The sequence below is a fragment of the Bradyrhizobium sp. ORS 375 genome (assembly GCF_000239775.1).
In the GTDB taxonomy this organism is placed as follows: domain Bacteria; phylum Pseudomonadota; class Alphaproteobacteria; order Rhizobiales; family Xanthobacteraceae; genus Bradyrhizobium.
Map to the genome: position 1 here is coordinate 1 of NZ_CAFI01000273.1, position 23,678 is coordinate 23,678.

General features: G+C 65.8%; 26 protein-coding genes. 23 read left to right on the top strand and 3 right to left on the bottom strand.

The features are described 5' to 3' along the window. Positions 1 to 5: 5 nt before the first annotated feature. Genes BRAO375_RS19720 through BRAO375_RS19750 form a run of 7 tightly spaced genes read left to right on the top strand, consistent with a single transcriptional unit; the run spans position 6 to position 5,834 of the window. The gene (locus tag BRAO375_RS19720; protein ID WP_052536109.1) at positions 6 to 578 is read left to right on the top strand and encodes a c-type cytochrome; all 573 of its coding nucleotides are present in this window, start codon (positions 6 to 8) and stop codon (positions 576 to 578) included. Then, positions 575 to 1,651 carry a cytochrome c oxidase subunit II gene (gene coxB / locus BRAO375_RS19725; protein WP_009029204.1) on the top strand — a complete coding sequence of 359 codons (1,077 nt, stop codon included), beginning with the start codon at positions 575 to 577 and terminating at the stop codon, positions 1,649 to 1,651. The genes BRAO375_RS19720 and coxB (BRAO375_RS19725) overlap by 4 nt, the downstream gene beginning before the upstream one ends. A 10-nt stretch (positions 1,652 to 1,661) precedes the next feature. Next, positions 1,662 to 3,599 carry a cytochrome c oxidase subunit I gene (locus BRAO375_RS19730; protein ID WP_009029205.1) on the top strand — a complete coding sequence of 646 codons (1,938 nt, stop codon included), beginning with the start codon at positions 1,662 to 1,664 and terminating at the stop codon, positions 3,597 to 3,599. Position 3,600: 1 nt separating this feature from the next. Continuing rightward, positions 3,601 to 4,212, top strand: a complete 612-nt coding sequence (locus BRAO375_RS19735; RefSeq protein ID WP_009029206.1) for a cytochrome c oxidase subunit 3 — start codon at positions 3,601 to 3,603, stop codon at positions 4,210 to 4,212. Next, a complete protein-coding gene (locus tag BRAO375_RS19740; RefSeq protein ID WP_009029207.1) occupies positions 4,205 to 4,645 on the top strand; it encodes a hypothetical protein in 441 nt (146 codons plus the stop codon). The genes BRAO375_RS19735 and BRAO375_RS19740 overlap by 8 nt, the downstream gene beginning before the upstream one ends. Beyond that, a complete protein-coding gene (locus BRAO375_RS19745; RefSeq protein ID WP_009029208.1) occupies positions 4,636 to 5,598 on the top strand; it encodes a cytochrome c oxidase assembly protein in 963 nt (320 codons plus the stop codon). The genes BRAO375_RS19740 and BRAO375_RS19745 overlap by 10 nt, the downstream gene beginning before the upstream one ends. 2 nt (positions 5,599 to 5,600) lie before the next feature. After that, on the top strand, positions 5,601 to 5,834 hold the full coding sequence (locus tag BRAO375_RS19750) for a hypothetical protein (protein ID WP_035641365.1): 234 nt from the start codon (positions 5,601 to 5,603) through the stop codon (positions 5,832 to 5,834). A 7-nt stretch (positions 5,835 to 5,841) separates the two neighbouring features. Here BRAO375_RS19750 and BRAO375_RS19755 read toward each other — a convergent pair whose 3' ends face one another. Then, positions 5,842 to 6,627, bottom strand: coding sequence for an SDR family NAD(P)-dependent oxidoreductase (locus BRAO375_RS19755; protein ID WP_009029210.1), 786 nt, complete (start codon positions 6,625 to 6,627; stop codon positions 5,842 to 5,844). 173 nt (positions 6,628 to 6,800) lie between these two features. On the opposite strand from BRAO375_RS19755, the gene BRAO375_RS19760 reads away from it, so the two are divergent. From BRAO375_RS19760 to BRAO375_RS19795, 8 genes are read left to right on the top strand one after another with little or no spacing between them, the layout of a single operon-like run. Next, entirely contained in the window at positions 6,801 to 7,928 is a 1,128-nt protein-coding gene (locus BRAO375_RS19760; RefSeq protein ID WP_009029211.1) for a DUF305 domain-containing protein, read from the top strand. A 51-nt stretch (positions 7,929 to 7,979) separates the two neighbouring features. Continuing rightward, on the top strand, positions 7,980 to 8,540 hold the full coding sequence (locus tag BRAO375_RS19765; protein WP_009029212.1) for a c-type cytochrome: 561 nt from the start codon (positions 7,980 to 7,982) through the stop codon (positions 8,538 to 8,540). Continuing rightward, positions 8,537 to 9,550, top strand: coding sequence for a cytochrome c oxidase subunit II (gene coxB / locus BRAO375_RS19770; RefSeq protein WP_009029213.1), 1,014 nt, complete (start codon positions 8,537 to 8,539; stop codon positions 9,548 to 9,550). Before BRAO375_RS19765 ends, coxB (BRAO375_RS19770) begins: the two co-directional genes overlap by 4 nt. After that, on the top strand, positions 9,547 to 11,460 hold the full coding sequence (gene ctaD / locus BRAO375_RS19775) for a cytochrome c oxidase subunit I (RefSeq protein ID WP_009029214.1): 1,914 nt from the start codon (positions 9,547 to 9,549) through the stop codon (positions 11,458 to 11,460). The genes coxB (BRAO375_RS19770) and ctaD overlap by 4 nt, the downstream gene beginning before the upstream one ends. After that, positions 11,457 to 12,059, top strand: coding sequence for a cytochrome c oxidase subunit 3 (locus tag BRAO375_RS19780; RefSeq protein WP_009029215.1), 603 nt, complete (start codon positions 11,457 to 11,459; stop codon positions 12,057 to 12,059). Before ctaD ends, BRAO375_RS19780 begins: the two co-directional genes overlap by 4 nt. Further along, positions 12,056 to 12,391 (top strand): hypothetical protein, encoded by a 336-nt coding sequence (locus tag BRAO375_RS19785; RefSeq protein WP_009029216.1) that lies wholly within the window; start codon positions 12,056 to 12,058, stop codon positions 12,389 to 12,391. Before BRAO375_RS19780 ends, BRAO375_RS19785 begins: the two co-directional genes overlap by 4 nt. Next, positions 12,379 to 13,269, top strand: a complete 891-nt coding sequence (locus BRAO375_RS19790; RefSeq protein WP_009029217.1) for a cytochrome c oxidase assembly protein — start codon at positions 12,379 to 12,381, stop codon at positions 13,267 to 13,269. The genes BRAO375_RS19785 and BRAO375_RS19790 overlap by 13 nt, the downstream gene beginning before the upstream one ends. Further along, positions 13,250 to 13,660 carry a c-type cytochrome gene (locus BRAO375_RS19795; RefSeq protein WP_035641367.1) on the top strand — a complete coding sequence of 137 codons (411 nt, stop codon included), beginning with the start codon at positions 13,250 to 13,252 and terminating at the stop codon, positions 13,658 to 13,660. The genes BRAO375_RS19790 and BRAO375_RS19795 overlap by 20 nt, the downstream gene beginning before the upstream one ends. Positions 13,661 to 13,664: 4 nt before the next feature. Here BRAO375_RS19795 and BRAO375_RS19800 read toward each other — a convergent pair whose 3' ends face one another. Further along, complete coding sequence (locus tag BRAO375_RS19800; RefSeq protein WP_052536108.1) at positions 13,665 to 14,600, bottom strand: c-type cytochrome; 936 nt, start codon at positions 14,598 to 14,600, stop codon at positions 13,665 to 13,667. 174 nt (positions 14,601 to 14,774) lie between these two features. On the opposite strand from BRAO375_RS19800, the gene BRAO375_RS38960 reads away from it, so the two are divergent. Then, positions 14,775 to 15,569, top strand: a complete 795-nt coding sequence (locus BRAO375_RS38960) for a Crp/Fnr family transcriptional regulator (protein WP_009029221.1) — start codon at positions 14,775 to 14,777, stop codon at positions 15,567 to 15,569. A gap of 924 nt (positions 15,570 to 16,493) precedes the next feature. Here the strand turns inward: BRAO375_RS38960 and BRAO375_RS19810 are convergent. Continuing rightward, entirely contained in the window at positions 16,494 to 16,769 is a 276-nt protein-coding gene (locus BRAO375_RS19810) for a hypothetical protein (RefSeq protein ID WP_009029223.1), read from the bottom strand. A gap of 317 nt (positions 16,770 to 17,086) precedes the next feature. Between BRAO375_RS19810 and BRAO375_RS19815 the strand changes: the two genes are divergently transcribed. Genes BRAO375_RS19815 through BRAO375_RS19845 form a run of 7 tightly spaced genes read left to right on the top strand, consistent with a single transcriptional unit; the run spans position 17,087 to position 23,600 of the window. Next, positions 17,087 to 18,196, top strand: a complete 1,110-nt coding sequence (locus tag BRAO375_RS19815) for an inositol-3-phosphate synthase (protein WP_009029225.1) — start codon at positions 17,087 to 17,089, stop codon at positions 18,194 to 18,196. 28 nt (positions 18,197 to 18,224) lie between these two features. Next, positions 18,225 to 18,800, top strand: a complete 576-nt coding sequence (locus BRAO375_RS19820) for a histidine phosphatase family protein (RefSeq protein ID WP_502688932.1) — start codon at positions 18,225 to 18,227, stop codon at positions 18,798 to 18,800. After that, positions 18,797 to 19,897 (top strand): CgeB family protein, encoded by a 1,101-nt coding sequence (locus tag BRAO375_RS19825; protein ID WP_009029227.1) that lies wholly within the window; start codon positions 18,797 to 18,799, stop codon positions 19,895 to 19,897. Before BRAO375_RS19820 ends, BRAO375_RS19825 begins: the two co-directional genes overlap by 4 nt. 1 nt (position 19,898) lies before the next feature. Beyond that, positions 19,899 to 20,699 (top strand): nucleotidyltransferase family protein, encoded by an 801-nt coding sequence (locus BRAO375_RS19830; RefSeq protein ID WP_009029228.1) that lies wholly within the window; start codon positions 19,899 to 19,901, stop codon positions 20,697 to 20,699. Continuing rightward, positions 20,696 to 21,460, top strand: a complete 765-nt coding sequence (locus tag BRAO375_RS19835) for a TIGR04290 family methyltransferase (RefSeq protein WP_009029229.1) — start codon at positions 20,696 to 20,698, stop codon at positions 21,458 to 21,460. The genes BRAO375_RS19830 and BRAO375_RS19835 overlap by 4 nt, the downstream gene beginning before the upstream one ends. Further along, entirely contained in the window at positions 21,457 to 22,401 is a 945-nt protein-coding gene (locus tag BRAO375_RS19840) for a glycoside hydrolase 5 family protein (RefSeq protein WP_009029230.1), read from the top strand. Before BRAO375_RS19835 ends, BRAO375_RS19840 begins: the two co-directional genes overlap by 4 nt. Continuing rightward, a complete protein-coding gene (locus tag BRAO375_RS19845) occupies positions 22,389 to 23,600 on the top strand; it encodes a phosphopentomutase (protein WP_009029231.1) in 1,212 nt (403 codons plus the stop codon). Before BRAO375_RS19840 ends, BRAO375_RS19845 begins: the two co-directional genes overlap by 13 nt. The last annotated feature ends 78 nt before the right edge of the window (positions 23,601 to 23,678 follow it).

Consider the following 23,678-nt stretch of genomic DNA (forward strand, 5'->3'; position numbering starts at 1 on the left):
TCCTGATGACCGCTGGAGCTGTTGTGCTCGGCTCGCCGGCGGCCGCCGCCCCGCCGACCGATGCGCCCGCCCCCGGGGTCGGTGCCGACATCGCCGGCGGCCGGGCGACGACGCTGATGCAGACGCCCGTGAGCCATCTCGTCCCCGGCGGCTTATCTTCACCACCTGAGCTCAAGAATCCCGCCGCCGGAGATCCGCAATCGGCCGAGCGCGGCATGAACGCCTTCATCAGCATGAACTGCGTCGGCTGCCACGCGCCCAACGGCGGTGGCGGGATGGGACCGGCGCTGAGCAACAACGTCTTCATCTACGGATCGAGCCCGGCGAACATTTATCTCTCGATCTATCAGGGCCGGCCCAACGGCATGCCGGCCTGGGGCGCGATGCTGCCCGACTCCATGATCTGGGACCTCGTCAGCTACATCGGCAAGATCAGCAGTGAGCCGACGACCGAATGGGGCCGCACCTTCTCGGCCGCGCCGCTGTCGCCGGCCATCGAGCAGGTCCCGGTCGAAAAGGGCCTGACGGCCGATCCGTGGGCAACGACGACGACGTTCAAGCAGGGCCAGAAGCCTTGATGATGTCGTCGGACGATAGGCGCCGGGTCGGCGCAGCCTCGCCCGGCCGCGTCGCAGGCGCTGTCGCGTGCGCCATGATCGCAGGCGCCGTCCTTGCGCCCGCAGCCGCGCGGGCCGAGACGCCGCTGGATTACTGGTGGACGCACGGCTCGCGCGCGCAATCGATCTCCCATCTGCTGTGGTTCTCGACCGCCGTGTCGATCCTCGTGATCGTGATCGTCAGCGCGCTGCTGCTCGGCGGCATCTTCCGCCGCCGGAGCCTGCCGGCGCCGGATCTGCCAGGCCAGGCGGCCGTGGCGCGGCCGCACGGTGGCGCATCGTGGATCACGATCGGCGTCGGCATCACCACTGTCGTGCTCGTGTTCACCACCGTCTGGACGTTCGCCACGCTGGCGCATACGGGGCCGCAACCGGGCCCCGCCGCCGTGCGGCTGCAGATCACGGCGCATCAATGGTGGTGGGAGGTGCGCTACCTCTCCGACAAGCCGTCGGAGGAATTCACCACCGCGAACGAGATCCACATTCCAGTGGGACAGATCGTCGAGGTCAAGCTGCGCGGGCCCGACGTGATCCATTCGTTCTGGGTGCCGAAGCTCGCGGGCAAGACCGACGTCATCCCCGGCCAGGAGAACCAGACCTGGCTGCAGGCCGACCGCGAAGGCGTCTATCGCGGCCAATGCGGCGAATATTGCGGCCAGCAGCACGCACACATGGCGTTCGAGGTGATCGCCTCACCTCCCGACGCCTACGCGCAATGGCGTCAACAGCAGCTGCAGCCGGCGCATGCGACCGACGCGACGGAGCCGCAGTCCGGCGAAGGGCTGTTCACGACCCGCTGCGGCATCTGTCACACCGTGCGCGGCAGCCGGGCCGGCGGCATCCTTGGGCCCGACCTCACCCATGTCATGAGCCGGCGTACCATCGCCGCCGACACGCTGCCCAACACCACCGGCAATCTCGCTGCCTGGATCGCCGATCCGCAGCACATCAAGCCGGGCAATCGGATGCCGCGGCTGGCGCTGTCGGGCGAGCAGCTCACCTTGATCCGGCACTATGTCGAGACGCTGAAATAGGGAGCCGCCGATGACCGCCGCGGAATATGATCGCGTCCCCCGGCTTGCGGTGCGCGACTATGCCTCGCCGCTGGCCGAGAAGCTGCGCCATCTGTGGGAGACAAAGCCCGGCGTGATCGGCTGGCTGGCCTCGGTCGATCACAAGGAGATCGGGCTGCGCTATATCGTGACCGCCTTCATCTTCCTGATCGTCGGCGGCATCGAGGCACTGATCTTCCGCATCCAGCTGTCCCAACCGAACCTCACCGTGCTGACGCCCGAGCAGTACAACGAGCTGTTCACGATGCACGGCGCCACCATGATCCTGTGGTACGCCTTCCCGATCCTGACCGGCTTCAGCGTCTATCTGCAGCCGCTCGTCATCGGCACCCGCGACATGGCGATGCCGCGGCTGAATGCCTTCACCTACTGGCTGTTCGTGCTGTCGGGCATCTACCTCTATGTCGGCTTCGCGCTCGGCGCGGCGCCGAACGCCGGCTGGTTCAACTACGTGCCCTATGCGTCGAAGGCGTTCAATCCCGGGCTCAACATCGACTTCTACGCGCTGTCCAACATCCTGCTCGGCATCTCCACCACCTTGGGCTCGCTGAACTTCGTCGTCACCATTCTGCACATGCGCGCACCCGGCATGTCGATCAACCGGATGCCGATCCTGAGCTGGGGCACGCTGACGATCTCGGTCGGCAATCTGTTTGCGATGCCGAGCGTCACGCTCGCGTTCTTCCTGTTGTACATGGACCGCCAGTTCGGCACGCATTTCTACCAGCAGCCGACCGGGCAACCGCTGCTCTGGCAGCATCTGTTCTGGATGTGGGGCCATCCCTGGGTGTACGTGATCGTGCTGCCGGCGATCAGCCTGGTCTCGGACGCGCTTCCGGTGCTGTGCCGCCGGCCGCTCGTCGGCTACACCGCCGTGGCACTCGCCACCGTGCTCACCATGGTGCTCGGCTTCGGCGTCTGGCTGCACCACATGTTCGCGACTGGCCTGCCGGGCCTCGCGCTCGGCTTCTTCAGCGCGGTGTCGATCATCATCGTGATCCCGAGCGCCGTGTCGGCGTTCGCCTGGCTCGCCACGATCTGGACCGGACAGCCGGTCCTCAACACCGCCTTTCATTTCTTCGCCGGGTTCATCGTCGTGTTCGTGATCGGCGGCGTCTCCGGCTTCATGACCGGTTCGGTGCCGGTCGACTGGCAGCTGACCGACACCTATTTCGTCGTCGCGCACATCCACTATGTTCTGATCGGCTGGAACCTGTTTGCCGTGATGGGCGCGAGCTATTTCTGGTTTCCCAAGGTCACAGGCAAGCTGCTCGACGAGCGGCTCGGGCGCTGGAATTTCTGGTTGATGTTCGTCGGCTTCAACGTCGGCTTCTTTCCGATGCACATCTCCGGCCTGCTCGGCATGCCCCGCCGGATCTACACCTTCCCCGAAGGCATGGGGCTGGACTGGCTGAACCTGATCACGACCATAGGCTCCTACGTGTTCGCCTTCGGCTTCCTGCTGTTCCTGATCAACATCGTGCTCAGCCTGCGCCACGGCGTGGAGGCCGGCCCCAATCCATGGGACGCCGCCACGTTGGAATGGACCACGCCCTCCCCGCCGCCGCCCTACAATTACGTGGTCCTGCCGACGCTCGCGACCCGCGAGCCGCTGTGGGAGACCCGGCTCGACGAGGCGCCCTTCCACTCCGACCTCGGCAAGGGCCTGCCGCTCGACCACGGCAAGGAGGCGCTGGCGACCTCGACGCTCGACGGCCAGCCCGAGGCGATCCTGCGCATGCCCGAGGATTCGCTGATGCCGCTGCTGCTGGCGTTGGCGCTCACCCTGATGTTCGCGGGGTTGATCGTGAAGCTGTGGTGGCTGGTGATCGCCTCCTTGCTGATCGGTCTCCTGTTCCAGCTGATATGGCTGTGGCCGCGCGCACAACTTGCCGAGCGGAGGCTGTGAGATGACCATCGTCGCCGTCCCGCGCACGGAGCTTCCGATCGGCAGCGTCACCCCGCGCACCGTCGGCTGGTGGGGCATCATCGCCGGCATCGTCACGGAAGCCTCGCTGTTCGCCTATCTGCTGTTCGGCTATTTCTACTTCGCGATCCAGCCGCACGGCGAGATGTGGCCGGCTGAAATGCCGACCTTCAAGCTCGCCGGACCGAACACCGTGATCCTGCTGATCAGCAGCGTGGCGGTCTGGTATGGCGAGCGCGGCGGCCGTCAGGGTTCGCGCCTGAAGCAGGCCGCGGGCCTCGGCACCGGCTTTCTGCTCGGCGTCATCTTCGTCACCATCCAGGTGCTGGAATGGAAGGCCAAATCCTTCTCCTACAATTCCGGGCCCTATGGCTCGCTGTTCTTCGTCATCACCGGCTTCCACATGGGCCATGTCGTGCTCGGCCTGCTGATGCTGTTTCCGCTCACGATCTGGTCCATGCTCGGCTATTTCGGCCCTGGCCGCGACGCGCCGATCTCGATCGGCGCGATCTACTGGCACTTCGTCGATGCCGTCTGGTTGACCGTGTTCTTCAGTCTCTACATCACGCCTTATCTGGGCCTGCGCCATGGCTGACGTCGAAACCGCCGTCCATCACGGGCATCCCGCGCCGCATCGCCATCGCTTCGGCATCGGCTGGCTGCTGGCCGCGCTGGTCGCGCCGCCGATCGGCTGGTCGCTGCATCTCCTCGCCAACTACGCGCTCGCCAGCCACGCCTGCTATCCGATCGACATGCCGAAATCACCTGTCCGGCCCGACCTGTTGTGGGGCGGCCTGATCGCGATCGATGTCGTCAGCCTCGCACTCTCAGCCGCATCGGCCTTCATCGCCTACAGCGCCTGGCAGACGAGCCGGCAGGAAATGGCCGAGCATCGCGCAGCCATGATCGAGGCCGGCGAAGGCCGCACGCGCTTCCTCGCCGCCTGGGGATTGCTGACGAGCGCGTTGTTCTTCATCACCGTCGCATCGGACTCGGCAAGTCTCTGGATCCTCAAATCATGCAGCTGAGCCTCATCCGCCGGCTATTGCCATTGGCGCTGGCGGCCCTGCCCGCCCCCGTGGCTGCGCATGGCACGGGTCCGCCGCCGGGCATCGCCGAGCTCGTTTTCGGCCATGGCTGGAGGCTGGAAGCCCCGACGGCCGTGCCGATGGCGCTTGCGACAGGCCTGTATGCGCTGGGCATCGGCCGCGCCATGCGTGAGAACAGGACCGAGCTGGTCTCGACGCGACGCACGCTGGCGTTCGCCGCAGGCATGCTGGTCCTTCTGGTCGCGCTGGAGTCTCCGCTGGATACGATGAGCGCAGACCTGTTCTCGGCCCACATGGTGCAGCATCTGCTGCTGATGCTGGCCGCCCCGCCGCTGCTGGTCGCCAGCGACTGCGTCAGCATCTTCCTGCGCGCTTGTCCTTCACCGGCCCGCAAGCGCATCGTGCGGCTCTGGCACAAAGTCGGTCTCGGTTCCACCGTCCATGCTTTGATGCATCCTCTTCTGGTGTTCGTACTGTTCAACGGCAGCTTCGTGCTCTGGCACGCCCCGGGACCCTATCAATGGGCGCTGCAGAATGAGGCCATGCACATTCTCGAGCATTTCAGCTTCTTCGTCAGTGCGCTGCTGTTCTGGTCGGTGGTGCTGCCGGTGCCCAGCCATCGCCGCCGTCTGGCGCATGGCCCGGCGTTGCTACTGATCATTGCGACCGCGGTGCTCAGCGGCCTGCCTGGCGCGCTGATGATCTTCGCGCCGCGGCCGCTCTATCCGGCCCACGCCGATGGCGTGATGAGATGGGGCCTCAGCCTGATGCAGGACCAGGAGCTCGCGGGATTGATCATGTGGATTCCCGCTGGCGGCGCCTACGTACTCGCCGCGGCATTGGTCTTTCTCGGCTGGCTCAACGAGGCCGAGGCGCGCGCCTCCCGGGCGGCGCGCCGCACTGCGAGCCTGCAACGCTTCACGGCAGGTTGAGCATGTCCCAGGCATTGGAGATAGCCGCGGCGGCAACTCGTTGGATACGAGCCTATGAGTTCACGCCGCAGCACGCGCTCTATACCGGCCAGGCCCTGTTTACACTGGGCTGGTCGCTCGTCTGGGCAATTGCGCTGGCGATCATCACCTTCGTGCCGATCGGCGTCGGCCCGCTGCTGATGGCAGCAGGCCTGGCTTGTCCGGCCGCGCAGCGCTGGTGGCGGTCGCGCCGCTAGCCTGGCGCTAGTCCTTGGCAGTCCCCGGCTCGGCCATCTTGCGGTGCTGCTTGGCCAGCGTCTCCGCCGGCATGACATTGGCGATCGTGGTCTGGAGCTTGTTCTTCATCCCTGTGACGACGTCGCTCTCGCCGTCCATCATTGCCTGGAATCCCTGGCGCGCAACGTCGCCGGCATCGTCCTTTTTCTCGGTGCCGACCTTGGTGTCCATCATGTCGGCGCGGCGGAAGAAGTCGGTCTCGGTGGCCCCCGGCATCAGGCAGGTCACGGTGATCTTGGTGTCCTTCAGCTCCTCGCGCAACGCGAAGGAGAACGAGTTGAGGAAGGATTTGCTGGCATTGTAGACAGCCTGGAAGCTGCCGGGCGTAAAGCCGGCGATCGATCCGGTGATGAGGATGCGCCCGGCATTGCGGCTGCGCATCTGGTTGCCGACCTTGTGGATCAGCTCCACCGTTCCCATCACGTTGGTGTTGATGAGGCGGCGGATATCGGCAAGATCCTGATCGAGAAAGGCATGGCCCAGACCACGGCCGGCATTGGCCAGCAGCGCGTCGACAGGACGGCCCTTGGCCGCGGCATACAGCTTCTCGACGCCTTCACTGGTCGAGAGGTCGGCTTGCACGGCCTCGACCTTGGCGCCGTCGGCGCGCAAGGACGCGGCCGCCCGCTCGATCTCCGGCTCGTCGGCTGCAATCAGGAGATCGAAGCCTTCATCGGCGCAACAGCGCGCGAGCTCGAGGCCGATGCCGGTCGATGCGCCGGTGACGATTGCGAACTGGCCTGATGATGCCATTGAGAGTCTCCTGGGTGCGCGCGTGAGCTGGTGATGTCGCCCAATCGCAGCGCGTGCCGATCGTTCCTGACGATCCACACCTGCGTGGGAGCGACGTCAGCGTGAATGGAACCAATGAACCTCTCTCCGCTTGGAGGCGCGACCTCATCTCACAGAAGGTGCGACCTCAGCTCATGCCGCCCGCTCATTCCAACTGGATCGCCGCCGCCAAGCTCGGGCTGGTCAGCAGCACCTTTTCGACCATCGTCAGCCAGCTTGCGGCAGCTCAGTTCGGCCGCGACGCCGCGGTCGACTGGATGACGGTCGCCGCGATCCCGCTGCGCGACGGCATCATCGGCTCGGAGCCGTCCTGGGGCGCGATCATCTCCGGGATCGCGTTTCATCAATGGGCCGACTTCTCCTGGGCGCTGGTGTTCTTCGGCCTGTTCGGTCGCTGGACGGCGGATTTGCGTCCGCTCACAATCCTCGCGCTGGCGCTGCCCTGGGCGGTGTTCACCTCGGCGTCCGAATGGTTCGTGCTGGTGCCTCTGTTTCCGTTCTTCCAGCCGATCTTCACGCTGCAGCAGCCCTACTGGATCGGCCTGCTGGTGCACGCCTCCTCGGCCGTGATGTACCCGCTGTTCGTCTGGCTGCGCTTTCCGTTCGCGACGGCGCCGCAGACCAGCGCTGTCACCTTCGCCAAAGCGTGGGCCATCGGTGGCGTCGCCGTCGTCGCGGCGCTCGGCAGCGTCGCGGCGCTTGGCACGCTCGGTCATCAGCTGCCGTGGATGGGAACGGATCGCGCCGGCGATCAGCACTATATGCGCCACATGACGGCGCATCATCGGCAGGGCATCGCGCTGGCCCGGCTCGGCGCGGAGCGCGCGCGGGATCCTCAGCTCAAGGCACTCGCTCGCCTGATGGTCGCAAGCCAAGCGGGCGAGAACCGCATCTTCGACGCGTGGTGGCAGAACTGGTTTGCAACGGCAATGCCGGCCTGCTCGACCCAGGAGCTCGCCGAGATGCCCGGCTATCTCACCGACGCGCAGCAGGCCGAGGCGCGCAACGCCGCGCCCGACCAGTTTGACGCCACCTTCATCCGCTTGATGAGTCTGCACCATGCGGGGGCGGTGCGAATGGCCGATGCGGAATGGCGCGGTCGTGGCGACACGCGCCTGCGCATCATGGCGCACGCCATCCGCCATGAGCAGCAGGGCGAGATCGCTCTCATGCACAAAGTCAACGGTTTCGATGCGGTTCGCGCGGCGGTCCGCAACATGCTCGCCGACAATGTCAACGCGACGGACGCGGGAACCCGATAGGAACCGACGCGCGCTGGAAGGATTGTACGTTCCGTTTTGATGGATCTCACCATGCGGATCGTCGTGAGCTTAGTGTGCATCGTGACGCTGTGCGGCTGTCAACGCGAGGAACGGCAGCTTAGGCTCGATCCACCGACGGCCGCTGCGCTGGACGGCATCGCGCTGATGCCGAACAAGATCGGCGGCGCGCCGCCGCAGATCTACTTCGCGCTCGATCGGCCCTATGAGACCAATGCCTACAATCTGAGCCAGGGCAAGCGGCTCTACACCTGGTTCGGCTGCAAGGGCTGTCATGGTGACGGCCAGGGCGGCATCGGCCCGTCGTTCCTCGACGGCTGGTGGTACTACGGACCCGAAACCGTCTCGATCTTCGCCTCGATCCGTGATGGCCGGCCGCACGGCATGCCGGCGTTCAGAGACAAGATGACGAGCGAGCAGATCTGGCAGCTCGCCGGCTATGTCCAGACCATCGGCGCCTATTCGGCCAAGACCGCCGCGCCGTCGCGCAATGACGACAAGCAGACGCGGCCCGCGGAGAACCGCGCCCCGGCGGCGATCCTCTTCAATGAGGGACCGACGCCTGTTCATCCCGATCAGGGGCCTCAGCCGTGACGCGCCGGATCAGAACAGCGCTGTCGAGCGTACCGCTGCTGCTGCTCGGAGGCTGCAGCAATTGGCAATCGGCCCTGGACGCGCGCGGCGCATCGGCGATCAGCCTCAAGCACCTCATCGTTCTGATCGTGGCGGTGTGCTCGGTGATCTGGGCGCTGGTGATGATCGCGATGATCCATGCGCTCTGGCGGCGCCGCGAGGCGTGGCGGGCGCCGCTGGACCTGAGGGCGCCGCGCGAGCGACGCATCGGCTGGATCGTGAGTATCTGCGTCGGCCTGACCGCCGTGATCATTGCCGGCTTCACGGTCGCGAGCTTCTTCACCACGCGCAACATCAGCGTCGCCGGGCAGGACGACCTCACCATCCGCATCGGCGGATTGCAGTGGTGGTGGAGCGTCGAATATCTCGGCCCCGATCCGGCCCGGGGCTTCGTCAGCGCGAACGAAATTCACATTCCGACCGGACGCAATGTGCGCCTGCTGCTGCAGGGCGACGACGTGATCCATTCGTTCTGGGTGCCGAGCCTCGCAGGGAAGCAGGACCTCATTCCCGGGCGCATCAACGAGATCACCATCCGCGCCGACAGGCCGGGCACCTATCGCGGCCAATGCGCGGAATTCTGCGGCCTGCAGCACGCGCATATGGGCTTTCTGGTGACGGCCGATACGCCCGAGGAGTTCGCGAAATGGGCCGAGGCGCAGCGCGCCACGGCCGCAAGCACCACCGACGACGAAGAGATCGCCGCCGGCCGCGACACCTTCATGCGCAAGCCTTGCGCCGGCTGCCACAGCATCCGCGGCACGCAGGCGACCGGCACGAGCGGCCCCGACCTCACGCATGTCGGCAGCCGCGCCTTCATTGCCGCCGGCCTGCTGCCGACCTCGCGCGGCGCGCTCGCCGCCTGGATCAGCGATCCGCAGACGCTCAAGCCCGGCAACAACATGCCGCTGGTGCCGCTATCGCCCGATGAGCTGCGCGCGGTATCGGCCTATCTCGCGAGCCTGAAATGACCGACACGATCGCCCACGCTCAGATCCTGGATACCGAGCTGGAACGTCCCAGGCTCACCGGCCAGCTTGCGGAGACCTGGAAGACTGAAAGCGGCCTGTGGGGCGCCCTGTCCACCGTCGACCACAAGATCATCGGCCGCCGCTACATCACCACCGCCTTCGTGTTTCTCCTGCTCGGCGGCGTGCTGGCGATCCTGATGCGGTTGCAGCTCGCAGGACCTGAACAGCGGCTGATCGGCCCCGACCGCTACAACCAGATCTTCACGATTCATGGCGCGAACATGATGTTCCTGTTCGCGGTGCCGGTGATGGAGGCGATGGGCGTGTATCTGGTGCCGCTGATGGTCGGCACGCGCAACATCGCCTTTCCGCGGCTGAATGCGTTTTCCTACTGGATGTTCCTGGCCGGCGGGCTCGTGCTGTGGATCTCGTTCGCGCTGGACATGGGACCTGACGTCGGCTGGTTCGCCTACGTGCCGCTGTCCGGGCCGCAATATGCGCCGGGCAAGCGCGCCGACATCTGGGCGCAGATGATCACCTTCACCGAGGTCGCAGCCCTCGCGGTCGCGGTCGAGATCGTCGTCACCGTGTTCAAGCAGCGCGCGCCCGGCATGTCGCTCGACCGCATTCCGCTGTTCGTGTGGGCGATGCTGGTGACGTCGTTCGTCGTGATCATGGCGATGCCCGCGATCATGGTCGCCAGCACCAGCCTCATCCTCGACCGTCTCGTCGGGACGCACTTCTTCAACCCGGCCGAAGGCGGCGACGTGCTGCTGTGGCAGCATCTGTTCTGGTTCTTCGGTCATCCCGAGGTCTACATCATCTTCATTCCCGCGGTCGGCATGGTCTCGACCCTGGTCGCAACGTTCTCGCGCCGGCCGGTGTACGGCTATCTCGCGCTGGTCGTGGCGCTGATCGGCACCGGCATTCTCGCCTTTGGCCTGTGGGTGCACCACATGTTCACGACCGGGCTGCCGCGGCTCGGCGAGAGCTTCTTCACCGCCCCCAGCATGGCGATCGCCATTCCCTCCGGCGTCCAGATCTTCTGCTGGATCGCAACGCTGTGGGAGGGCCGGCCGGTGTTCAAGACGCCGCTGCTGTTCGTGATCGGCTTCATCGTCACCTTTGTCATCGGCGGCCTCACCGGCGTGATGGTCGCCTCGGTGCCGTTCGACACCCAGGTGCACGACACCTATTTCGTCGTCGCCCATTTCCACTACGTGCTGATCGGCGGCGCCGTGTTTCCGCTGCTCGGCGCGGTGTATTACTGGTTCCCCAAGTTCACCGGCCGGATGATGAGCGAGCGGCTCGGCCGCTGGGCGTTCGGGCTGATCTTCATCGGCTTCCACGCCACGTTCTTTCCGATGCACATTCTCGGCCTCGAGGGCATGCCGCGGCGGGTCTACACCTATCAGCCCGACCTGCCCTGGCACGGGCTCAATCTGTTCGCCAGCGCCAGCGCGGTCGTTCTCGCCGCGGGCTTTCTCGTCTTCTTCATCGACGTCGTGATGAGCGCCCGCTCGGGCAATCTCGCCGGTGACAATCCCTGGGACGCGCCGACCCTGGAATGGGCGACATCCTCGCCGCCGCCGGCCTACAACTTCGCCCACATGCCGGTCGTCAGCGGCGCCCACCCGCTGTGGGAACAGCCGGGCGCATTGAACGTGGCCGATGGATTGCATACCGATAGGCGCGAAGTCCTGGTGACGGCGATCACGACGGCCGCCCCTCAGGCGCGCGAATCCTCGCCGCAGAATTCGATCTGGCCGCTACTGACGGCGATCGCCACCAGCATCATGCTGATCTGGTCGATCTTCTCGCCCTGGGCGGTGGTGTGGGGCTCGATCCCGATCGCGATCACGCTGATCGGCTGGTTCTGGCCCAAGGGCACGCCGGAGGACGAGGCATGAAGGAGCGCGTCGTTCTCGATCTGTCGAAGCTGCCGCTGCACGGGCTCGGCCCGGCCAGCGTGACCTGGTGGGGCACGCTCGGCTTCATGCTGATCGAGGGCACCGGCTTCGCGCTGGTTATCGCGGTCTATCTCTATCTGATGAGCCTCGCGCCGGTCTGGCCGTTGAACGCGCAACCACCGGACGTGCTGGCGGGCACGCTGATGACAGTGGTGCTGGCCGCGAGCGTCATTCCGAACATCATGCTGTCGCGCTGGGCCGAGCACCAGGATCTGCGCAAGGTGCGCATCGGCATGGTCGTGATGTCCGCGCTCGGCATCGTGCCGCTGATCATCCGCGTGTTCGAGTTCGCGGCGCTCAACGTGAAATGGGACACCAATGCCTATGGCTCCGTGGTGTGGACGCTGCTCGGGCTGCACACCACGCACATCGTCACCGACCTGATCGACACGCTGGTGCTGACCGCGCTGATGTTCTCGCGGCATGGCGACAACCTGCGCCGCTACGGCGATGTCCAGGACAACGCGATGTATTGGAACTTTGTCGTGGCGGCGTGGCTTCCGATCTATGGCTGCATCTATTGGCTGGCACGGATATGACCGCACCGACGACCACGGCAAAGCTTTCGGCCTGGGCCGGCCTCGTGATCGGGGGGCTTGCGTGGGCCGCCAACACCCAGCTCGGGGAGATGCTGCCGACCAACGATTGCATCAGCACGATGCGCCCGTCGGCCATCGTTTCGGCAGCGCTGCTCGTCATGGTTCTCGCCGCCGCCGGCCTGTCATGGTGGCTCGACGGCAAGCCATCGGCGCGGGCCGACCGGACGCTGCCGTTCGCGTCCCACTTGAGCGCGCTGACCGCGCTGCTGTTCGCCTTCGCGTTGCTGCTGCAGGCGATCGCCTCCCTGGTGCTGAGCGGATGCGAGCGCTGATCCTCCCTCTGGTGCTGCTGCTTGCGCCCGACGGCGCAGCGTGGGCGCATGGCGGTGCGCCTGATGGCGAAGTCGCGTCCTGGACGTTCGATCCCTGGATCGTCACGCCTCTGCTCACCAGCGGGCTCCTCTATGCGGCCGGCAGCGTGAGGCTGGCTCGCCGCGTCCATCGTCTCAATTCGGTTCGCGCCGGCGCGTTCTGGACCGGCTGGCTCACACTCGCGGCGACGCTGACCTCGCCGCTGCATTGGCTCGGCGAGCATCTGTTCACCTTTCACATGATCGAGCATGAGATTCTGATGGCGATCTCTGCGCCGCTGATCGTCGCCTCACGCCCACTCGGAACGATGCTCTGGGCTTTGCCCCGCGGCGTGAGACGCTGGAGCGGCAGGACGTTGAACCTGCCGATGCTGCGCAGCGCATGGTCCTGGCTCGTACGCGGCGGCAACGCCACCCTGCTCCACGGCGTCGCGATCTGGGTCTGGCACGTCCCAGTCCTGTTCGATGCCGCCGTCGATCAGGTCGCGCTGCATCGGCTGCAACATCTGAGCTTCTTCGGCACCGCCGTGCTGTTCTGGTGGGCCGTGCTGTGGCGCAGCCAGGCGGGCGCCGCGGCGTGGCACGTGGTGATCACGATGCTCCACACCAGCGTGCTCGGCGCGCTGATGGCGCTGGCGCCGCGCGTACTCTACAGCGCCCAGACCGCCAGCTCGGCCGCATGGGGATTGACGCCGCTCGAGGACCAGCAGCTCGCCGGGCTGATCATGTGGGTGCCAGCCGGCACGATCTATGCCGGCGCAGCGCTCGTGCTCATCGTGCTTTGGATCAAGAGCTCCAGCGAGAAAGCGAGGCCGTCCGATGTCCTCCATGCTGTCTAGACCGGTGCTGATCAGCGCCGTCGTCGTCATCGCGCTCGTCGCCATTGCCGGCCCGACCACCATGGCCTGGTCGTCACGCCAGCAGAGCGAACGCGCCGCCCGCGCGATGACCGGCGGAGATCCGGCTCATGCCCCCGAGTTGATGCGGCGCTACGGCTGCGCCGGATGTCATACCATTGCCGGCATCACCGGCGCGGACGGACAGGTCGGACCACCACTCACCGGGTTGCGCCAGCGGGTCTATATCGGCGGCGTCGCCAACAACTCCGCCGACAATCTGGTGCAATGGATCGTCTCGCCGCAAATCTTTTCGCCGCGCACCGCAATGCCGGCCACGGGGATCACCGCGGCCGAAGCCCGCGACGTCGCGGCCTATCTCTATTCGCACTGAGCGGTCACGGCTTCGGCGTCGGTCGCGCCGGCAACGCCTTGATGTAGGCCGCGATCGCATCGCGGTCCTGCTGCGGCAGTTGCGCAGTGTTGATGACGACGTCAGCCATCGACGAGCCGACGCGGCCATGGTCGGGCGTGTTGCCGGACTTCAGCAACTCGGCAATCTGGCTTTGCGACCAGTGCCCGATCCGCGCCGGCGTGATGTTGGGATAGAAGCCGGTGCCGACCGGGTCCTCGCCACCGGCAAACCGCGTCTTGTCCTTGACGCCGCCAAACAGGTCGCGCGAGGAGTGGCATTCGTCACAGTGCCCGAGCGCTTCGACCAGATAGCGGCCGCGATTCCATTGCGCATCGTGCGACGGATCCGGCTTGATCTCGCCCGGCCTGAAATACAGCAGCTTCCAGAAACCGACGACGCGACGGATCTGGAACAGCGGATCGAGCTGATGCGGCGGCGCGCGCCCATGCACCGCCGGCAAGGTGCGCAGATAGGCCATGAGATCGGCCACGTCGCCGACGCTCATATGCGCAAAGCTCGGATAGGGAAACACCGGATAGTAATGGCTGCCAGCGGGCGAGACGCCGCTCAGGAGCGCGTTTCCGAGGTCCTTGACCGTCCAGGCGCCGATCCCGTCGACAGGATCGCTGGAGATGTTCGGCGCGCGGAACGTGCCATAGGGCGAGGCCAGCGCAATGCCGCCGCCAAGCTTCAGCCGGTCCGACTGGCCCGGCGAGGCGTGACAGGACGAGCAATCGCCGGCGAGGAACACCTGCTCGCCGCGCTTGGGATCGCCCACCTGATCATAGAGGCCGGTCGCATCCGCCGAGAAGGCGGGCCTCGGCGCGGTGATCAGCCACGCCACCGCGGCGCCGATCACACAGATGCCAAGAGCTGCTGCAGACAACCTGATCCAGAGCCGCTTCCACCGCCGCGTCAACGCGCTTCACTCCCTGAGCAGACGCGAGCCTGAACGCGATCGCGGCCGCGAATGTTCCTGCGCGGGGAACACAGGCTCACGGAACAATAGGAACGATTCGACCTGCCGATCTTGAATTGGGTTGTGAGTGGGAATGGGCCGCCGGGATCCGACGGCTGATGAGGACGATGCCGGATGCAGGCAGGTTTTGCGTTCACGAAGCTGGCTGACCGCCTGACCAGCCTGTTGGAGCTATCAAGCGACGATCTCGAGTTCCTGGCGCGAATGCCCAGCTCCATCCGAAGCTTCGTCCCGCATGAGGAGGTCTGGCGCAAGGGCGATGAGCCCTCGGCGTGCTGCCTGCTGCTGCAGGGCTATCTCTGCTGGAAGGATGCCGACGCCGGCGCCGGCCAGATCACCGCGATCTACGTTCCCGGCGACGTGCCCGATCTCTTCACCACCATCGTGCCGCAAGTCACCGCGCAGCTCTGCGCGTTGAGCCCGGCCGTGGCGGCATTCGTGCCGCACGCCTTCTTTCGCGAGGCTCGCGCACACTCCGCGCGGCTGGCGCACGCGCTGTCGCTGCTGATGCTGGCGGACGCCGCAGCGCTCAGGACGTGGCTCACCAATCTCGGCAGCCGCGACTCGCTGAGCCGGGTGGCGCATCTGATCTGCGAAGTCACCATGCGGCTGCGCGCGGTCGGCCTCGGGCGCGACCTGCGCTTCCCATCGCCGTTCACGCAATCGGATCTCGCGGCGATCTGCGGCATCTCGCCGGTGCACGCCAATCGGACGATCCAGGATCTCCGCCGCCGCGCGCTGCTGCACTGGCATTCGCGCACGATCACGGTGACGGATTGGGATGGACTGACGCGGCTGGCCGGCTTTCGTCCGGACTATCTGATGCTGCGCCAATCGCCGGCGCTGGAGCCGCACGCTCTCCTGCAGCAGTCCGCAGGCTCTCCGCTCGAATCGTCTGCCCAGAGCTGATCGCAGCAACGCGGCCACGAAGCGCTTGCACGACCTCTGCGACGACCCCGCTCCAGTCTCCAGGAGACTGCTGGTGAAACAGCCTTGCCTGCGGATACCAATAGGTTCGGCATCCCCAGGCGGGCCAGCGCCAATCGCAATCCGCATGCAGCATGATCCAGGCCTCGCACCCGAGTGCGCCAGCCAGATGCGCCACCATGGTGTCGACGGTGATGACGAGATCGAGCGCACGCAGCGTGTTCGCGAGCACCTCGATATCGGGTGAACTTGCGTCGCGAGCCCCGATGTCAGTCACCTCGGCGGCCGGGAGTTCGGGCTGCAATGAGAACGCGGCCACGCCGGGGATCACCAGGGTTCGAACGAGGCTGGCCGGCAGCTCGCGCCGCTTATCCCAATTCCCGACTCGCCACACCAGCCCGACGGAGACTGCATCTCGCGCCGGCAACGCGAGCGGCGGGCCTGCCGGCGCGAGATAAGCTGCGCGCATGCTGACGTCGTGGCGGTCAGCTCGGAGCGCATGCGCAAGCTCCATGATCTCGATGTCGACGTCGAAGCTGACATCAGGCGCGCCGTCATGCAGGGGAAGCACACGCGCTATGCCCGGGATTCGCGCGATCAGACCGCAGAGCGGCGGCTGGCACCACACGATGACCTCTCGGGCGATGCGCGCCAGTGCAGGCAGAAAACGGGCAAACTGAATCGTGTCGCCGAGCCCATGATAGCAGCGCACCAGCACAACCCGGTCGGCGAGGTCCTCGCCGCGCCAGATCTTCTGCAGGTGACGCGGCCCCTCATGCTTGGGCGGGCCGCTGGCCCGGAGCTCCGACAGATCGCGGTCGGCGATCGCCCATGCGCGCGCGAAGTCTTGCCCGCGCATGGCGGCGACCCAATCGTTCTCGTCCGAGCTGTAGCCCCCCGCTTCGCTCACGAGTCGCGGCGAACGAATTTGTGGAACCGGCTGATCTTCCCGTCCTTGGTGCGGTCCTGGTAGAGGAAGGCCAATTCGGACTCATCGAACTTGCGGAAGAATTCGTCCCAATCGATCTCGTCCAACGACTTCTCCTTGGCGCCGAAGTCGATGCGCAGGATGCCTGCGTGACCGTTTTCTTCGGTCGACGCGACCGTGGACGGTCGGCCGTCGCGCTCCTCGGCCCATTTGCGGATCTTGTTGTGATCGGTGGTGGTTGCGCTCTCGCTCATGGCGGACTCCTCACAAGACGTGCGAGGCCGATCATGCCTCGCTGCTGCGATCAAACGCGAGAGCATGAAAATCGTTCGTAGGACGGAGAGTGCTCGGCTGCCCGAGCTTCTTCTTCATCATTGAAGAAGATCGTTCCTCCATGACGTTGTCGGACTCTAACTTGGATCAATGTTTTTCTGCTTTCCGGTAGCAAACAATGACGCGGCGTACAGGCCGGCCGTCTCGGCAGGAACGAACATACCTTTGGCACGTTCGCCGACGTACTTAGGTTTCATTCGCGTCACGCGACAAAGCCATCGCCGGAGGACGACACTCGATGCACTCCCGTCTTCAAGACAGACGCCGCGTCCGCGTCGGTGTCGTCGGGGTCGGCAATTGCGCCAGCTCCTTCATCCAGGGCCTCAGCTACTACCGTAATGCGAAATCCAACGAGCCCGTTCCCGGACTGATGAATGCGGAAGTCGGCGGCTACCACATCAGCGACGTGGAGATCGCCTCCGCGTTCGATGTACATGCCGACAAGGTCGGCCGCGATGTCGCCGACGCGATCTGGGCTCGGCCCAACAACACCTACCGCTTTGCGGATGTGGACGAGACCGGCGTGATCGTCGCGCGCGGCCCCGTGCTGGACGGCATCGGACGCTATCTCGAGGATGATGTTCCCGTTGCAGACGAGCCGGAAGCCGACGTCACCGATGTCCTGAAGCGCTCGCGTACCGACATCGTGGTTTCCTATCTTCCGGTCGGCGCGCAGAAGGCAACGGAATACTATGCCGCGCGCGCCATCGAGGCCGGCTGCGGCTTCGTCAACTGCATCCCGGTCTTCATCGCGTCCGATCCGCCGTGGCGCGAGCGCTTCGAGCAGGCAGGCCTGCCCATCGTCGGCGACGATATCAAGAGCCAGGTCGGCGCCACCATCGTTCACCGCATGCTGGCCAATCTGTTTCGCGAGCGTGGCGTCCGGCTCGACCGCACCTATCAGCTCAACGTGGGTGGCAACACCGACTTCAAGAACATGCTGGAACGCGAGCGGCTGAGCTCCAAGAAGATCTCGAAGACGCAGGCCGTGACCAGCCAGTTCGACGTGCCGCTCGACGCCGACAACGTCCATGTCGGCCCGAGCGACCACGTGCCGTGGCTGACCGATCGCAAGCTCGCTTACATCCGGCTAGAAGGCACGACCTTCGGCGGCGTGCCGCTGAGCGCCGAGTTGAAGCTGGAGGTGTGGGACTCGCCGAACTCCGCGGGCGTGGTGATCGACGCCGTCCGCTGCGCCAAGCTGGCCCTGGACCGCGGCATCGGCGGCGCGCTGACCGGGCCGTCCAGCTACTTCATGAAATCGCCGCCCCAGCAGTTCACCGACGAGGAAGCCAGGCGCAGAACGCGGGCCTTCATCGACGATGTGCCTGTCGACGACGCCGGCTGAAGGCCTGATGATGACGACCACGATCCACATGATCCGGCACGGGCATCATCCTCTGCTCGGCCGCGTCCTCTGCGGCCGCATGCAAGGCGTCGAGCTCGATGATCAAGGCCGCCGCGAGGTGGAGATCTGCGCCGCGCTGATCGAGCCTCCCTCGTTGATCCAGTCGGGCCCGCAGCTGCGCGCACTGCAGACGGCGGACATCCTTGCCGGCCGCTATCGGCTTCCGGTCGAGATTGCGCCGGCGCTGGACGAGCTCGATGCCGGCGACTGGACCGGCCGCAGCTTTGCCGAGCTGGAAATCGATCCGGCCTGGCGGCAATGGAACGAGAAGCGCGCCTCGAGCACGCCGCCGAACGGAGAGAGCATGGCGGCAGTCCAGCAGCGGATCGTATCTCACATCAGTCACCTCTGCCGGAACCGCAGCGGCGAACGCATCGTGCTCGTCAGCCATGCGGAGCCGATCCGGGCTGCGATCATGCATTATGCGCGGATCGCGCTCGACGACTTTCATTCGGTCGAGGTGGCGCCGGCCAGCATCAGCACGCTGATCGCGGATTCAACTGGGATCAAGCTTGACCAGGCCAATCAGAAGGTGCCGGCGTGAAGATCGTGATTTTTGGCCTGACCATCTCATCGTCCTGGGGCAACGGTCACGCCACGCTATGGCGTGGGCTGTGCAAGAACCTGATCCGCGCCGGCCACAGCGTGGTGTTCTTCGAGCGTGACGTGCCCTACTACGCCGAGAATCGCGACATGGCGGAGCTCACCGGCGGCGGCCTGGTGCTCTATCGGTCGTGGCAGGATTGCGCGCCGGTCGCTGCCGCCGAGCTGCGCGCCGCAGATGCCGCTGTGCTGACCTCCTATTGTCCTGATGGACATGAGGCCACAGCGTTGATGCTCGATCGAGCACGCGGGCTCAAGGTGTTTTACGATCTCGACACGCCCGTCACGCTCGACCGGCTGCGCGCCGGAGAAACACTCTCCTACATCGGTCCGCGCGGGCTTGCCGATTTCGACCTCGTGCTCAGCTTCACCGGCGGGCCGCGGCTGGTCGAGGAATATCGCAATCGCCTCGGCGCGCGCCAGATTGCGCCGCTCTACGGCCATGTCGACCCCGACGTACATCGACCGGTCGCGCCGGAGCCGCATTACCGGGCAGCGCTGTCCTACCTCGGCACGTACTCCGCCGATCGTCAGGCGGCGCTCGAGGAGCTGTTCGTCGACCCGGCCCGTACCCGCCGCGACCTCCGCTTCCTGATCGGCGGCGCGCAGTATCCGCAGGATTTCCCCTGGTCGTCCAACATCTACTTCGTGCGCCATCTGCCGCCGGCCGAGCACGCCGCTTTCTTCGCATCCTCGCGGCTGACGCTCAACGTGACACGGCGCGCAATGGCCGAGATGGGCTGGTGCCCGTCGGGCCGGCTGTTCGAGGCGGCCGCGTGCGGCGTCCCGCTGCTCAGCGACAGCTGGGACGGCATCGAGCAGTTCTTCTCACCTGACGCCGAGATCATCTTGGCCGCTCGCGCGCAGGACACGCTTGCCGCGCTCGCGCGCGACGATGGCGAGCTGGCGCGCATGGCGGCCCGCGCCCAGCAACGTACGCTCGACGAGCACAGCTCACAGCAGCGCGCAGCCGAGATGATCAGCCTGTTCGAACGGGCGGTCCGGCGCGCACCGGCATTCACGACTCAGGAGGCCTGACATGTGGGGCATCGTCCCAGCCGCCGGCCGCGGCAGCCGCATTCAGCCCTTGGCGTTTTCCAAGGAGCTGCTGCCGGTCGGCAGTCGCAGCGACAATGGCACGGACCGGCCTTGCGCGGTTTCGGAGTATCTCGTCGAACGGCTGATCCTCGGCGGCGCCGACAAGATCTGCTTCGTCATCTCGCCGGGCAAGTCGGACATTCTCGAGTATTTCGGCGACCGCTATGGCAGCGCGCGTCTCGCTTACGTCGTGCAGCCGGAGGCCGCCGGCCTGTGCGACGCCGTGTTCCGCGCCTCCACCGTGATCGGCGAACGTGAGGACGTGGTGGTGGGGCTGCCGGACACCGTGTGGTTTCCCAAGGGCGCACTGGCGAGCCTGCCCGATGCCGATCTGTCGTTCCTGCTGTTTCCGGTCGAGCATCCCGAGTTCTTCGATGCGGTCGTGCTCGACGGCGACGCGGTCAAGGAGATCCAGGTCAAACAGCGCGATGCCTCGTCGAACTGGATCTGGGGCGCGTTCCGCATGTCGGCCCGCGGTTTCCACGATCTCAACACTCTGTGGGAAGCCCGCAACCGCAGCGATGAGTATTTCGGCACGCTGGTGAACAGCTATCTTGCCGCCGGCGGTTCCGGCGTCGGCATCATGGCCGGCGAGGCCTATGTCGATGTCGGCACCATCAACGGCTATCGCACGGCGATTGCGCTGCTGGCAGCGTCCCAGGACAGCGTCGAGCCGCGGCCGACGGTGCGCGCCGCCGTTCGGACCGGCGTACTTCCAACGCTCAACGGAGGCCGGGCATGACGAGCGATTTGCTCTCGCGCGACGAGATCCGCCGCCGGGTGGATGCGCTCGGCCCGTGGTTTCACAATCTCGACCTCAAGGGCGTGCCGACCGCGCCGACGCACTTCCTCGGCGACTATCCGAATGTCAAGTGGCAACGCTTCGCCGAGATCATTCCGGATGATCTCACCGGCAAGTCGGTGCTCGACATCGGCTGCAATGCCGGCTTTTACGCCATGGAGATGAAGCGCCGCGGCGCGTCCCGCGTGCTCGGCCTGGATACCGATGACGACTATCTGGCACAGGCGCGCTTTGCCGCCGGCGTCAACGGACTGGACATCGAGTTTCGCAAGCTCTCGACTTACGACGTCGGCCAGCTCGGCGAGACGTTCGATCTCGTGATCTTCATGGGCGTGCTCTACCACCTGCGCCATCCGCTGCTCGCGCTCGACCTCATCCGCGAGCACGTGGTCGGCGATCAGCTGCTGTTCCAGTCGATGCAGCGCGGCTCCTCGGAGGTCGACGAGATCGCCCGCAACTACGATTTCTGGACGACCAGTCCGTTCGACAGTCCGGGCTATCCCAAGATGCATTTCATCGAGCACAAATATGCCGATGATCCCACCAATTGGTGGGCGCCGAACCGGGCCTGCGTCGAAGCCATGCTGCGCAGCGCCGGCTTTGCGATCCTCGCCCATCCCGAGGAGGAGGTCTATCTGTGCCGCAAGGTGCCGCGGCCGCAGCAGGACGGTCCGGTCTATCCAGCACGAGGTGAGCGATGATCGAGGCGGCGAAGATCTGGAACGAGCCGAACAACAAGTCGCATTGGGACCTGCAGCTCGATCCCGACTGGGCGCGCTTCGCCGAGACCGCGATCGCGGCTGGCAAGGCGATCCGCTCGGCAAATGCGACGCTGCCGCGCGTGCTCGGCGGCATCTCGCCGATCGATCCCGCCTTCATCAACAACATGAAGGCGCGCGGCGCGCTCGATCACGTCGACGCCGTCGCGGTGCACGGCTTCCCGCTGGATTGGAATCTCTGGAAGATCGACGAATGGCCGGCCAAGCTGGCTGAAATCCAAGCGCTGGTCTCGGTGCCGGTCTGGGTCACCGAGGTCGGCGTGTCCTCGTTCGGCGCCGACGAGGTGCAGGCCTGGGGATTGCAGCGCACCGCGGAGCTGCTCAACGGCCGTTCGCCGCGCATTCATTGGTACAGTCTCTACGATCTGCCGACGGCATGGGAGGCGACGACGCGGCACAAGGAGGCGGAGGGTTCGTCCTACTATCGGCACTTCCATATGGGCCTGTTGCGCGAGGACGGCTCACCGAAGCTGGCCGCCGAGGTGTTTCCGGAGCATTCCCACGGCATGGGCCTGTGCCAATGGTTTCACTTCGAGGACCATCGCCTGGACGAGGCCGTGCGCTGGCTGCGTCGGCTCGGCGTCCGGCACGTTCGCACCGGACTGTCCTGGGCCGACAGCTTCCGCCCCAACGCGCTCGACTGGTTCGATCGCCAGATGGAGGCGCTGGCGGAGTTCGACGTCACCGTGACGTTCTGCTTCACGCCCGAGCATCGCGGCGTCGCTCCGCATCACACCAGCCCACCGATCGATGTCAACGAATTTGCCGATTTCTGCGCCGGCATGATCTTGCGTTATTGCGCAACCACCGGCGTGACAGCTCCGCCTCCGACGCTGCCGGAGCCGCTGCCATGCGCGCCCTGATCCTGGTGATGGATTCGGTCGGCATCGGCGGCGCGCCTGATGCGTCCAGCTATGGCGACGACGGGGCCGATACGGTTGGCCACATTGCCGAGGCCTGTGCCGCCGGCCGCGCCGACAACGGTCAGCGTCAGGGACCGCTACAAGTTCCGTATCTGGCTGCGCTCGGACTTGGCGACGCCTGCCAACGCGCCACCGGCCGCAAGCCACCAGGTCTCACGCAGCGAGCCGGCGCCGGGGCGGCGTTCGGCATCGCCCACGAGCAGTCGCGCGGCAAGGATACACCATCGGGACACTGGGAAATCGCCGGCGTGCCTGTTCCCTTCGAATGGGGCTATTTCCCGAGGACCGTCCCAACCTTTCCGCCCGACCTGATCGAGCAGCTGTGCGCGTCCGCTGGCCTGCCCGGCATACTTGGTGATTGCCACGCCTCGGGCACCGAGATCATTGCCGAGCTGGGGGAGACGCATATGCAGACCGGCCGGCCGATCTGCTACACATCCGCCGACTCCGTATTCCAGATCGCCGCCCATGAAGAGGCATTCGGGCTCGACAGGCTCTATCAGCTCTGCGACCTCGCGCGCCCGCTGGTCGATCGCTTCAACATCGGCCGCGTGATCGCGCGCCCCTTCGTCGGAGGCTCCTCGGCCGATTTCCGACGAACAGCCAATCGTCGCGACTACGCCGTCCCGCCGCCGGAGCCGACGATCCTCGACATCGCCTCTGCGGAGCAGCGCCACGTCGTCACGATCGGCAAGATCGCCGACATCTTCGCCCATCGCGGCACAGGCCATAACCTCAAGGGCGAGAGCAACGATGTGCTGTTCACGCGCATGCTGGAGGGTCTCGATACGCTGGAGGACGGCGGCCTGCTGTTCGCCAACTTCGTCGACTTCGACACGCTCTACGGTCATCGCCGGGATATCGCGGGCTATGCCCGTGCGCTGGAAGCCTTCGATGCGCGATTGCCTGAGTTGCTGAACGCGCTGCGCACCGACGATCTCCTCATCATCACCGCCGATCATGGCTGTGATCCGACCTGGAGTGGCTCCGACCATACGCGAGAGAGCGTTCCCGTGCTGATCGCAAACGGCCGCAGCGCCGGCCCGATCGGCGCGCGCAGCAGCTTTGCCGACATCGGCGCTACGGTTGCTCAGCAACTCCGGCTGACACCAACGTGTCATGGCTCTGCGTTCTGGTGAGAGCGCCGTCTCATGTGGGTTATTGATATAGGTTAGAGAAACTATTGTTTGTACGTCGCGTAGGAACCAACATTCGTT

Bases quoted from the DNA above. Each gene is read 5' to 3' on its own strand.
- BRAO375_RS19720 (WP_052536109.1), top strand. From the start codon at position 6: ATGACCGCTGGAGCTGTTGTGCTCGGCTCGCCGGCGGCCGCCGCCCCG.
- BRAO375_RS19730 (WP_009029205.1), top strand. From the start codon at position 1,662: ATGACCGCCGCGGAATATGATCGCGTCCCCCGGCTTGCGGTGCGCGAC.
- BRAO375_RS19735 (WP_009029206.1), top strand. From the start codon at position 3,601: ATGACCATCGTCGCCGTCCCGCGCACGGAGCTTCCGATCGGCAGCGTC.
- BRAO375_RS19740 (WP_009029207.1), top strand. From the start codon at position 4,205: ATGGCTGACGTCGAAACCGCCGTCCATCACGGGCATCCCGCGCCGCAT.
- BRAO375_RS19745 (WP_009029208.1), top strand. From the start codon at position 4,636: ATGCAGCTGAGCCTCATCCGCCGGCTATTGCCATTGGCGCTGGCGGCC.
- BRAO375_RS19750 (WP_035641365.1), top strand. From the start codon at position 5,601: ATGTCCCAGGCATTGGAGATAGCCGCGGCGGCAACTCGTTGGATACGA.
- BRAO375_RS19755 (WP_009029210.1), bottom strand. From the start codon at position 6,627: ATGGCATCATCAGGCCAGTTCGCAATCGTCACCGGCGCATCGACCGGC.
- BRAO375_RS19760 (WP_009029211.1), top strand. From the start codon at position 6,801: ATGCCGCCCGCTCATTCCAACTGGATCGCCGCCGCCAAGCTCGGGCTG.
- BRAO375_RS19765 (WP_009029212.1), top strand. From the start codon at position 7,980: ATGCGGATCGTCGTGAGCTTAGTGTGCATCGTGACGCTGTGCGGCTGT.
- ctaD (WP_009029214.1), top strand. From the start codon at position 9,547: ATGACCGACACGATCGCCCACGCTCAGATCCTGGATACCGAGCTGGAA.
- BRAO375_RS19780 (WP_009029215.1), top strand. From the start codon at position 11,457: ATGAAGGAGCGCGTCGTTCTCGATCTGTCGAAGCTGCCGCTGCACGGG.
- BRAO375_RS19785 (WP_009029216.1), top strand. From the start codon at position 12,056: ATGACCGCACCGACGACCACGGCAAAGCTTTCGGCCTGGGCCGGCCTC.
- BRAO375_RS19790 (WP_009029217.1), top strand. From the start codon at position 12,379: ATGCGAGCGCTGATCCTCCCTCTGGTGCTGCTGCTTGCGCCCGACGGC.
- BRAO375_RS19795 (WP_035641367.1), top strand. From the start codon at position 13,250: ATGTCCTCCATGCTGTCTAGACCGGTGCTGATCAGCGCCGTCGTCGTC.
- BRAO375_RS38960 (WP_009029221.1), top strand. From the start codon at position 14,775: ATGCAGGCAGGTTTTGCGTTCACGAAGCTGGCTGACCGCCTGACCAGC.
- BRAO375_RS19810 (WP_009029223.1), bottom strand. From the start codon at position 16,769: ATGAGCGAGAGCGCAACCACCACCGATCACAACAAGATCCGCAAATGG.
- BRAO375_RS19815 (WP_009029225.1), top strand. From the start codon at position 17,087: ATGCACTCCCGTCTTCAAGACAGACGCCGCGTCCGCGTCGGTGTCGTC.
- BRAO375_RS19820 (WP_502688932.1), top strand. From the start codon at position 18,225: ATGATCCGGCACGGGCATCATCCTCTGCTCGGCCGCGTCCTCTGCGGC.
- BRAO375_RS19830 (WP_009029228.1), top strand. From the start codon at position 19,899: ATGTGGGGCATCGTCCCAGCCGCCGGCCGCGGCAGCCGCATTCAGCCC.
- BRAO375_RS19835 (WP_009029229.1), top strand. From the start codon at position 20,696: ATGACGAGCGATTTGCTCTCGCGCGACGAGATCCGCCGCCGGGTGGAT.
- BRAO375_RS19840 (WP_009029230.1), top strand. From the start codon at position 21,457: ATGATCGAGGCGGCGAAGATCTGGAACGAGCCGAACAACAAGTCGCAT.
- BRAO375_RS19845 (WP_009029231.1), top strand. From the start codon at position 22,389: ATGCGCGCCCTGATCCTGGTGATGGATTCGGTCGGCATCGGCGGCGCG.